We start from the raw sequence: 9,049 nt of genomic DNA, 5'->3' as shown, positions 1-9,049 counted from the left end.
CGTCCTCCCGTGGGCCGAACGGCCGTACGGTGTGGGGCCGTTCGGCCGCAGACCGCCCTCGGCGTCCGCCTGCGCCACCACGCCTCGAACCGGCGTCCGGCGCGGAACTCCCCCACTGTGGATCAGCCGACCGGCCGTATCAAGCACCGGCCAACACGGTGTGCCGCTCCCAACTGTCCTGAAAACAAAGCCCGTTGGGCATGTCTCGCAGCGGGCGGCACGCCCCCGGACGGCCCGGCTCCCGCCGTCCGCGACCAGTTTCAGCGCACTCCGAAGGTGATCCGGTAGCCCGCCTCCCCCTTGCTGGTGAAGGTGCTCGTCGCGTCGTCGTCCGCGTAGGAGTACGCGTACGGCTCGGCCTTCTTGAACAGCGCCGCGTAGTCGACGGGCCACTGGTCGGGCCGGCACTTGTCACGCGGCGCCCACGCACCCCGGCAGCAGTACTGGTCGGTGCCGAACACGCCGCAGGGCGACTCGCAGCCGACCACCCGCCCGCCCGCCTTCACCTGGAGGGCGGCGGGGCAGTCGACGGCGTGGGCGCACCCTGCCGCCGAGCAGCCGGACGCGCTGATCGGGTCCTTGGTGGTGCCGCCGACGAGGTTGATGAACATCGGCAGGTTGGAGCCGTCCACCAGGCTCACGTCGTAGAAGTCCAGGCCGTCCCACGCGTTGAGGTTGAACTCCCGTTATGAAATTGGCCGTTCGCTCTGCCTGTCGCCCCATGGCCCTGGCCTGCCAAGCCGTCAGAGTGGCTAACTCTAGTTAGCCTTAGTTCCCTTAAGTTAGCCCAAGCTCATCAAGATCGTCTCCCATTCGTCTCCCATGGGAGACGGCACCGGCCCCGAAGCGCTCACCTTGGGGGGTGGGACGCGCCTCGGGGCCGGCATCTTGGGGCGGCCGCGTTACGAACACGGTCCGCGTATTCAGTTGAACCGACATTCCGACGGCCTCCCCTTGAGAGGGGGGCCGTCGCATCTGAATCTGCCGCATTTTTGCTGCTGACAAAACGATCTTGGTGGCCGGAGATTCGATGGGTGTCAAGAACCCCGGTCCCCCCAGCCGCGATGCAGGAGCGGCTACGTGTCGGGCGCCGGATCCGGGTGGCGCGCGAGGAGCGGCAGCTCAGCCAGGAGCGTCTCGCCGAGCTGGCGGGCATCGGGCGGCACAGCGTCTACCGGACGGAGCTTGCGACTCACTCCCCATCGCTGGATCACCTCGTCCTCATCGCGCAGGCGCTGGGTGTCCCGCTGACCGATCTGATCCGGGACTGACCCAAGAGTCAGTCACCACCATCTCGCGCCGCGTTGCATAGGGCAACCATGCGCCCTGTCGCCCGATCGAGTGAACATCAGGATCGCTGCTCGCGGTCGCTGTCGTCGGGCTCGGGGGTGGGCTCGGGCATGCGCTTCTCCTCGGGTCGTGGGTGGCCCCGGCGCCGGAACGGTCGCGCCGGGGCGGCCGCCAGACACGGCCCGCCGCGGCTGGCCCCGCCGCGGCGATCAGGGGGTGGATCGGCTCTGGCGCCCCAGGTCCCGACGACCGGCGCCAGAGCCGTCCGCCGCGGATGCGGACCGCGGCGTCTATGGGGTGAGCCCGGCGCCGGGGGACGTGATCGGCGCCAGGCCCTGCCGCCCTGCAGGAGGCGGCAGTCAGGTGGTCAGCGGCAGAGCAGCCGGTAGGCGGCCCACAGGTCCCCGGCCGTGTCACACCGCGACGCGTGGTCGGGGCAGAGCGGGCAGGTGTGGCCGTGGTCCAGGTACGCCCGGTACGCGGCCGCCCGTGCTGCATCCCGCAGCGCCGCGCTGCCCCGCACCAGGGTGAGGGAACTGCGCCCCCCGCCGGCGGTCACTGTCACTCGCCGGTCGGCGCGGGGGCAGGGGTGGGCTCGGTGGGCTCGGTGGGCTCGGTGGTGCAGCCGGCCTTGCGGCAGTTCGGGTTGTCACAGGACATGGCGATCACTCCTTCACGATCAGGGTCTGAGCGGCATGGATGCTTGCCCGTAGTTCCTCAGTGCGGGCGAGCGACGCACCCGCGCGGTGGTACAGGGTGCTGACGAGCACGTGGAGGCGCCGACCGCCTTCGCCAGTCACTGGCTCGGCGACGACCTGCCGTAGCTCGGCGAGCGTGACGCTGAGCGGGCGGTCCGCGATGCGGGCGCATACGGCCTCCAGGGACGGCACCCGCGGTAGGCGCAGTGTGTCGTCCAAGAGGTGCCGGACTGTCAGCTCATCAGCCATGTCTTGAGAGTCGGCTGAAAGTGCGGGCGGCGGGAGTGTGTGCAGGGCCCGTGTGCGGGTGCTCGATTCACACATTGTGTGTTTGCGATTTAGCTACGATCGATGAACTGAGAGTGAGCGAGGACCACATGGAGCCCAACCACATCCTCGACGCCCTGCTCGACGAGGCCGGCATGTCCTTCAACGGACTCGCCACGCGCATCAACCAGGCCGGGAAGGCACGCGGCAAGACCCTGCGTTACGACCACACCGCCGTGCTCCGCTGGCTCCGTGGAGCCACACCGCGCGGCATAGTCCCCGACCTGATCTGCGACATCCTCGCCGAACGCCTCGGACGCCCCATCACCCTTACCGACATAGGGCTCGGCCCCGCAGCCAACCCCGCGTCAGCCGCGCCCCTGGCCGGGTTCATCGAGCGGTCCACGGCGCTGTGGAGGGGCGACGGGCAGCAACGCGCCGACGTGGAGCAGACTCCGCTCATCACGGGGCTGCCCGCGATCGGCCCGGTGTGGGAGTGGGAGAACCCACCCGATGACCTGGACGTGTCCAGGCCCGGCGGCATGCGCGTCGGCAGCGGCGACATCGAGGTGCTGCGGGCGGCACGCTTGCACTATGAGGCCATGTACCGGCAGGCCGGTGGCGTTGCTACCCGGGGCCGGATCGTGCGGTTCCTCGCGGAGCAGACCGCGCCCCTGGTCCGCGGCGCCTACACGGATGCCACGGGGCGTGACCTACACCGTGCGGTCGGCGGCCTGGTCGCGGTCGCGGGGATCTGCTCCTACGATTCCGACCGGCAGGGCCTGGCGCAGCGCTACTTCCACCAGGCGCTGCGCCTCGCCAAGGCGTCCGGGGACCGTGCTTTCGGCGGGTATGTGATCGCGCTGCTCGTCAACCAGTGTCTGTTCATGCGTGACTACCGGCAGGCCGTAGCGTTCGCTGAGGCGGGCATCCGGGCGGCCGGGACCGCGATGTCGCCGGCGCTGGCCACGGACCTGTACGCGATGCAGGCGAAAGCGTTCTCGCGGATGGGTGATCTTGCCGGGGCGCACCGGTGCATGACCGCGGCGGAGGAAGCGGCCGGGCGTATCCGTCCGGGAGAGGAGCCAGCCGAGTTGGGCTACGTGCAGCCCGGGTTGGTCGAGGCCCAGCTCGCCGAGGCGCTCATCAGCCTCCGCGATTTCGCGCCCGCTCAGGACTACGCGGCGGAGGCGGTGCGGGCACAGGCGCATGCCCGCGGCTCCATCCACCGCCTGGCCACGCTCGCGACCGCAGATCTGGGGCGGGGCGAGGCGGAACTGGCGGCGGCGCACACCCTGGACGCGCTGAACCTGGCGCGGGGGCAGGAGTCTCAGCGGCTGAGGGACCGGTTCGTGCGGCTGCGCGGCATGCTCGCCGACCACGGGTCTGCGGCGGGCCGGAACGCCGTTGAGCAGATCGACGCGTCGCTGTCGGTGCCGCTGTGAGGCGCGCGCTGCGGTAGCGTCCCTGGACCGGTGTCCAGGACGGGAGTGCAGCGTGTCGGTGTGGAAGAACCTCGGGGAGAAGACCGTCTACGAGAACCCGTGGCTGCGGGTGAACCTCGCCGATGTGGAACTGCCCGACGGTCGACACCTCGACCACTACCTCATCCGGCAGCGCCCCGTCGCATTGGCCACCGCTGTCAACGAACGCAACGAGGCGCTGCTGCTGTGGAGGCACCGGTTCATCACCGACTCGTGGGGCTGGGAGTTGGCGGCCGGCGTGGTTGAGACGGAGAAGGGCGAGAGCGTTGAGGCGGCGGCCGCGCGGGAGATGTTGGAGGAGACGGGGTGGCGGCCGGGTCCGCTGAAGCACCTGCTGACCGTGGAGCCGTCGAACGGGCTCAGCGATGCGCGGCATCACGTGTACTGGTCGGAGAGCGCGGAGTATGTCGGGCATCCGGAGGATGACTTCGAGTCGGAGCGGCGGGAGTGGGTGCCGCTGGTGGACGTGCCCGGGCTGGTGGCTCAGGGTGAGGTGCGGTCGGCTAACACGGTTGCCGCGCTGCTGATGCTGCACCAGATGCGCGTGTCCTGAACTGCGCCTGGTGTGGGTGCCGCCCCGTAGTCTTGTCGCATGTTCCCCAAGCCGCCTGCTGCCGCCTCGCCGTGCCCGTCTGCTGCGGATATCAACGCGCAGATCCGGGCTTTGTGTGCGGGCCGTGTGGTGTGGACGGTGGCGGCGCGCGCCGAGTTGGCGCGGCTGACCGGGGAGTGGCGTGAGGCCGTGGCGCGGGAGCAGGGGATGGCGGCGTGACGCGGATCGTGCAGTATCTCGGCGGGCCCCTGGATGGGCAGACGATGGACGTCACGGACTGGTCAGAGGAATCCGTGCGGCAGGGCGTCTACCAGATTGTGGACGGCTGGGTCGACCGGGCCGACTACTCCCCGGACGAGGGCGCCGACCCGCTGGTGTGGCGCTACCGGGGGCCGGTGTCAGACTGAGCAGCGCGCCCTGGTGCACCATTGCCCGGCCCGAGTCGTAGGCTGCGCACATGCCCGACGACGCCCCGATCCCCGCTGACCTGCTCGACCTCACCCGCCGGCACCAAGCCGCGATGGCGGCGACCAGGGAAGCCGGCGAGGGGGAACTCGTCGCCGCAACCCGGGCCGAGGCGGCACTGGCCCGGGAGCTGCTGGCCTGGCGCGAGGAGCACCCCGAGTGGGCGACGGTTGGGGCGCAGAAGCGGGTGCGGGACGCGGTGGCTGGCGAGTAGATGTGGTGTTCGTGCGGCACAGCATTGAGCCATACGAGCAGGTCACTAGATGATGTTGACGTCCAATGCGCAACCACATCACATTGCGGGTAGTGTGTAGGAAGAGGAGCCCACAGGAGGGCTGCCGGGAAAACAAGGCCGGAACCGTGGAAACGGATCCCTCCACCTACTGAGGTGGTTGTGGCCCCCGGGAGTCCCCCTGTGGGCTTTCGCTCTTCCCACCTAGGGCTTCGTCACCCAGTCGCGGTACCAGGTTCGAGAGGTCACGAACCGCTCCCTCCCAATCACCTTCACCCCGTACCCCATGACCGTTCCGCCGGCCGACCGGCGCAATTGGTGCTTACACATCAGCAGGTGGCGGGCGCATTCCGCGCTTGCGGGGTCGCCCGCCAGGGCGCAGTGCAGCATGCCGGCATGGATGTCGGCGAGCTGAATGCCGTCGCGGCTTGTTGCCTCCCAGGTGGGAGGCCACTTGATGTGGTCCCACGGCACATTCCAGGTCTGCCCGGAGATCAGGCCGTCGCGGATGCGGCTGAGGTAGGCGAGCGATTCGCCGTGGTCCATGTGCTTGACGGCACCGAGGCGGGTGACTACGAGGCGGGGCCCGCCGGGCCAGTGCTTCGCGGTCAGTGCAACGCGTTCGAGTAGCAGTCGCGCGGTGTAGTTGTAGAAGATGCTGCCGTCAAGGGAGAGGCCGTAGTCCTGGCCGAGCGTGGACTTGTCGGCGATCACGTGAATGACCTGTGCATTGGGCAGCATTGCGAGGGCGCGGGCCGCTCGCTGCCGACGCTCGGGGTGCTTGGCCCTGAAGTGCTTCACCCAGTGGAGTGGCTTTAGGAGATCTTCGGGGCGCTCGTCATGGATGAGCGCGCGCAGACCGCCGGCAGTGGTCTTGATCATCCATTCGTCCTCGCCTGGCACCAGCAGCGCGGTCATGGCGAAGAACGGGGACTGCCTGATCGACTGAGAGCTGAATCCGCGGTCGCCTGTTTCGTCGATGTAGACGTGCAGCTTGGGCAGTTGCCCGAGGTGGGCGGGCGTGCTTCGGTACGCGGTCACGGGCGGCCCCGGTCGCGGTCCGTAAGCGCGCAGCCCTGCGCGCTAGTGTTGTAGGGCACCACGGGAGACGTGCGCTCCTTTGGTCTTGCCCTCGCCGGGTTCTCGGCTCGGCGGGGGCCGTTCTCCTTGGCGACCGCCGGAGTGCTGGTTGCCGCCACTTCTTGTGGTGACCCTGTTGCGTTCTGACGATCTATTGGTCGGAACGATACCCCCAGTCGGGACATCACCGCCCTACGGTTCACAAGCAGTCGATCTTGCAAATCCGGGACACCTGTCACCTTGTGCCACAGAGTCCAGTTGGTTCCCCCTGGTTCCATGCGGTGTCGCGGCACTCAATGCCCGGCGTGAGGGATGTCACGTCCTGTCTGGCGCGAGTCTCCTCCGCTTAATATCGAACGCATGTCCGACCCGCTGCCCCCTCCCCGCATCCACGTCGCCCTCCCCGGCGGTGCGCGGGTGACGGGCCGGCTGCTGCGGTGGCGGCAGGATCGGACCGGAGCCTGGTGGGCGGAGGTCTCCCTGTACGTGCCCGCGGCGGCAGCGCGGCAGGTCGACGGCGAGGACTACGACGGCGTGCCCCGCGAGCCGGCCGCCCCCACTGCGGCGGCCTACGTGATGGCGGCGGACACCCGAGCCACGCCGCCCACGGCGGAGATCCATCGGGTCGACTGCTGGATGATCGCCGACCGGGCCGAGTGGCTGCGGGTCACGCCGCTCGCGGAGGTCGAAGACGTCGACCCGGCCGCGCTCGCCGCGTTCCCGGACACCAGCCTGTGCGGCGTGTGCATGACAGCCTGACGTGGGCGCGACGCGGCCCCGCCGGGAGGGGGAGACTCGGCGGGGCGCGCCCTGGGGGTGGGGCCACCATGCACCCGGACAGGACGGGTGGCCATACGACGATCGGCGCAGAGGTCAGCTATGCGACAGGCGCGCCAGCCCCACCGGGTGGTCCAGGCGTAGGCCGCCCCCGCGGCGCACGGCCATACCCCAGCCGGCCGCGGCGAACGCGGCGCGGAAGGCGGCCTCGATCTCCTCGCGGCGGGCGCTGCTGCGGTCGGCCACCCGCACCACGACGCCGCCATTGGTGTACGAGACCAGTACATCTACGGGCGGCACCCTGACGGCGAGATCCTGCACGGCATTCAGCGCCTCAGCGATCGGTACTGCGGCATCACGGATCAGATCAGGGGTCACGAGAGGTCTCCAGTGCTGGTTCGCTCATGCGGCGTGCTCCTCCCGGACGTGAGGCGCGCGGCGAGCCCCGGGGTCGGCTCCGGGTAGACGCGGCCCCACAGTAGTAGGTCACGGACCGCCCGGGGGCGGCGCGCAGACCGGTGAGGATGTCGGCAGGGATACGGCGCAGCACAGTCATGGGTCAATCCTCCACGGTCGCGGGGCGGTCGGGGGCGGGTTTGGACCACGGGCCGGCGGCAGGCCGTTCGGGGAGTCGGGCTCCCGGGCGGCGCAGATACCAGCGGATGAATTCGCGGATGACCCGTCCGCGCGGGCTGCGCCCCTCGGGATGGACCGCCTTGGTGGCGGCCTCGAAAGGCTCCCATTCGTCGTCGGGCGCCCGGAACTTCCGCTGGGTGTCGTAGCTGGTCTCAGGTTCGGGCGTCATCCCGCGAGCGTATCGGTTTGTGGCCACGAGCGGCAAGATGCCGACTTCGTCTTTGTGGCCACGAAAGTTCCACTATCTCTCTTGCTTTGTGGCCACAAAGCCGAGTATGTTTGTGGCCACAAGAAGACGCACCGAGGGGGAGCCCGAGATGATCGCCCGTACCCGCACCGCCCGCGCCGTCCTCCGGGCCCGTACCCGCACCCACCGCGCCGCCGCGGCCATCCGTCGCACCGGGGCCGGGACGCTGGCGACCCACGCGATGGCCGCCGGGCTCGCCCCGCGCGCCGCCCGCACGGTCGCCGGGTCGCTACGGAAGGTCGCCACCAAGCTCGGCATCACCGGCCGCCCGGGCGTCTCGTACACCCACGGCCGCGCCCGCCACTGCCGCAGGTACACGGCCGCGCAGGTCGCGGTCATCGCCGCGGCATACCGGCCCCGGCTCGCCGCCTACCGCGCCGCCCGCCAGCACTTCCTCCTCGCCGCCTAGGAGCCCTGATGCCTACGCCTCCCATCTCGGAGTCCACCCTGCGGTGGTGCGCACACCGTGATCACCCGTTCGTCACCTACAACCCGTGGCTCGACCGGTCCTACTGCCGGTGCGGCCAGCGCCAGGAGGACGGGGATCAGCCGCAGGACGAAGACGCCAAGCGCGAGATCTTCCACCACTGCAAGGACGGCGAGACCTGCCGCTGCTACACCACCGGCAAGCCCACCGTCGAGCAGTCGCCCCGGCGGGTTCCGGCCCAGGCTGCGCAGGAGTCGCTGTTCGACGAACTCGACGGGCCCACCCCGCGACACGTCCCTGGCCGCCAGCGCCGTTTGCGCGGCCGGACCATCACCGACGTACACCTCCCCGCCTGACCAGGAGGACCACCCGACATGAACTCCCGTCTCTACAGCGAGGTCACCGCGAAGTACGGTGATGCCCCCGCGAACGCCACCGAGGCCCTGGCCCACGTTCTGTGCGCCCACGCCAACCTCCCCGACGACCACATGGCAGTCCAGGCCACCCGCGACCTGTACGGCGACGGCGTCCGCACCGGCCTCACCATGGGCGACCTGCGCGCCATCCAGGCGCAGTTGGACGCGATCGAGCAGCCGCAGGACGCCGACGTCGTCCACCTCCGCCGGACCTGACCCCGCGCCCGGGTGCACGGTCCAGCCGCGCACCCGGGACCGCCCCGCCCCGACCACGGAAGGAACCCGCGCGACCGCCTACACCCTGACCATGCGCATCGACGGCCCCGCCGACCTGACTCAGGACCAGATCTACGACGCGATCTACGACCTGCTGCACGCCGCGCCCTTCGGCTTCGACGTGACGTCGGTCATGGAGCGCGCCCGTGAGGGAGCTGACCAGCACCCCGAGCGCGCTGCCTGACCGCCCCTACTATCCGA

Annotated in this window: 16 protein-coding genes and 1 pseudogene; 11 read left to right on the top strand and 6 right to left on the bottom strand. The window is 70.0% G+C overall.

Annotated elements, in window-relative coordinates; genetic code table 11:
• Positions 1 to 260: 260 nt before the first annotated feature.
• Positions 261 to 671, bottom strand: a pseudogene (locus RVR_RS30150) (thaumatin family protein); the annotation flags it as partial.
• Between the two features lie 363 nt (positions 672 to 1,034).
• On the opposite strand from RVR_RS30150, the gene RVR_RS30145 reads away from it, so the two are divergent.
• Entirely contained in the window at positions 1,035 to 1,271 is a 237-nt protein-coding gene (locus RVR_RS30145) for a helix-turn-helix transcriptional regulator (RefSeq protein WP_237405040.1), read from the top strand.
• A 386-nt stretch (positions 1,272 to 1,657) separates the two neighbouring features.
• Here RVR_RS30145 and RVR_RS30140 read toward each other — a convergent pair whose 3' ends face one another.
• Together RVR_RS30140 and RVR_RS30135 are read right to left on the bottom strand one after the other, a co-directional pair.
• On the bottom strand, positions 1,658 to 1,813 hold the full coding sequence (locus RVR_RS30140; protein WP_202237070.1) for a hypothetical protein: 156 nt from the start codon (positions 1,811 to 1,813) through the stop codon (positions 1,658 to 1,660).
• Between the two features lie 142 nt (positions 1,814 to 1,955).
• Positions 1,956 to 2,237 (bottom strand): hypothetical protein, encoded by a 282-nt coding sequence (locus tag RVR_RS30135; RefSeq protein ID WP_202237069.1) that lies wholly within the window; start codon positions 2,235 to 2,237, stop codon positions 1,956 to 1,958.
• A gap of 128 nt (positions 2,238 to 2,365) precedes the next feature.
• Here RVR_RS30135 and RVR_RS30130 point away from each other — a divergent pair, with 128 nt between their 5' ends.
• From RVR_RS30130 to RVR_RS30110, 5 genes are read left to right on the top strand one after another with little or no spacing between them, the layout of a single operon-like run.
• Positions 2,366 to 3,700, top strand: a complete 1,335-nt coding sequence (locus RVR_RS30130) for an NsdA family TPR-like regulatory protein (RefSeq protein ID WP_202239365.1) — start codon at positions 2,366 to 2,368, stop codon at positions 3,698 to 3,700.
• 52 nt (positions 3,701 to 3,752) lie between these two features.
• Entirely contained in the window at positions 3,753 to 4,292 is a 540-nt protein-coding gene (locus tag RVR_RS30125; protein WP_237405039.1) for an NUDIX hydrolase, read from the top strand.
• 39 nt (positions 4,293 to 4,331) lie between these two features.
• Complete coding sequence (locus RVR_RS30120; RefSeq protein ID WP_202237068.1) at positions 4,332 to 4,511, top strand: hypothetical protein; 180 nt, start codon at positions 4,332 to 4,334, stop codon at positions 4,509 to 4,511.
• A gap of 44 nt (positions 4,512 to 4,555) precedes the next feature.
• Positions 4,556 to 4,699, top strand: coding sequence for a hypothetical protein (locus tag RVR_RS30115; RefSeq protein ID WP_202237067.1), 144 nt, complete (start codon positions 4,556 to 4,558; stop codon positions 4,697 to 4,699).
• Positions 4,700 to 4,749: 50 nt separating this feature from the next.
• Positions 4,750 to 4,971: a hypothetical protein gene (locus RVR_RS30110; RefSeq protein ID WP_202237066.1), complete on the top strand. Its 222-nt coding sequence runs from the start codon at positions 4,750 to 4,752 to the stop codon at positions 4,969 to 4,971.
• 222 nt (positions 4,972 to 5,193) lie between these two features.
• Here the strand turns inward: RVR_RS30110 and RVR_RS30105 are convergent, their stop codons facing one another.
• Entirely contained in the window at positions 5,194 to 6,030 is an 837-nt protein-coding gene (locus RVR_RS30105) for a DUF3800 domain-containing protein (RefSeq protein WP_202237065.1), read from the bottom strand.
• 399 nt (positions 6,031 to 6,429) lie between these two features.
• Between RVR_RS30105 and RVR_RS30100 the strand changes: the two genes are divergently transcribed.
• Positions 6,430 to 6,828, top strand: a complete 399-nt coding sequence (locus RVR_RS30100) for a hypothetical protein (protein ID WP_202237064.1) — start codon at positions 6,430 to 6,432, stop codon at positions 6,826 to 6,828.
• 114 nt (positions 6,829 to 6,942) lie between these two features.
• Here RVR_RS30100 and RVR_RS30095 read toward each other — a convergent pair whose 3' ends face one another.
• Positions 6,943 to 7,224, bottom strand: a complete 282-nt coding sequence (locus tag RVR_RS30095) for a hypothetical protein (protein WP_202237063.1) — start codon at positions 7,222 to 7,224, stop codon at positions 6,943 to 6,945.
• A 181-nt stretch (positions 7,225 to 7,405) separates the two neighbouring features.
• Positions 7,406 to 7,651, bottom strand: coding sequence for a hypothetical protein (locus RVR_RS30090; protein WP_202237062.1), 246 nt, complete (start codon positions 7,649 to 7,651; stop codon positions 7,406 to 7,408).
• Between the two features lie 148 nt (positions 7,652 to 7,799).
• On the opposite strand from RVR_RS30090, the gene RVR_RS30085 reads away from it, so the two are divergent.
• The 4 genes from RVR_RS30085 (at position 7,800) to RVR_RS30070 (ending at position 9,032) form a co-directional block, all read left to right on the top strand.
• Entirely contained in the window at positions 7,800 to 8,138 is a 339-nt protein-coding gene (locus RVR_RS30085) for a hypothetical protein (protein WP_202237061.1), read from the top strand.
• Positions 8,139 to 8,146: 8 nt separating this feature from the next.
• A complete protein-coding gene (locus RVR_RS30080; protein WP_202237060.1) occupies positions 8,147 to 8,512 on the top strand; it encodes a hypothetical protein in 366 nt (121 codons plus the stop codon).
• Positions 8,513 to 8,530: 18 nt separating this feature from the next.
• Entirely contained in the window at positions 8,531 to 8,788 is a 258-nt protein-coding gene (locus tag RVR_RS30075; protein ID WP_202237059.1) for a hypothetical protein, read from the top strand.
• A 91-nt stretch (positions 8,789 to 8,879) separates the two neighbouring features.
• Complete coding sequence (locus RVR_RS30070; protein WP_202237058.1) at positions 8,880 to 9,032, top strand: hypothetical protein; 153 nt, start codon at positions 8,880 to 8,882, stop codon at positions 9,030 to 9,032.
• Positions 9,033 to 9,049: the final 17 nt, after the last annotated feature.

This window comes from Streptomyces sp. SN-593 (assembly GCF_016756395.1).
GTDB lineage: Bacteria > Actinomycetota > Actinomycetes > Streptomycetales > Streptomycetaceae > Actinacidiphila > Actinacidiphila reveromycinica.
This window is presented reverse-complemented; position numbering and strand designations above follow the sequence as displayed.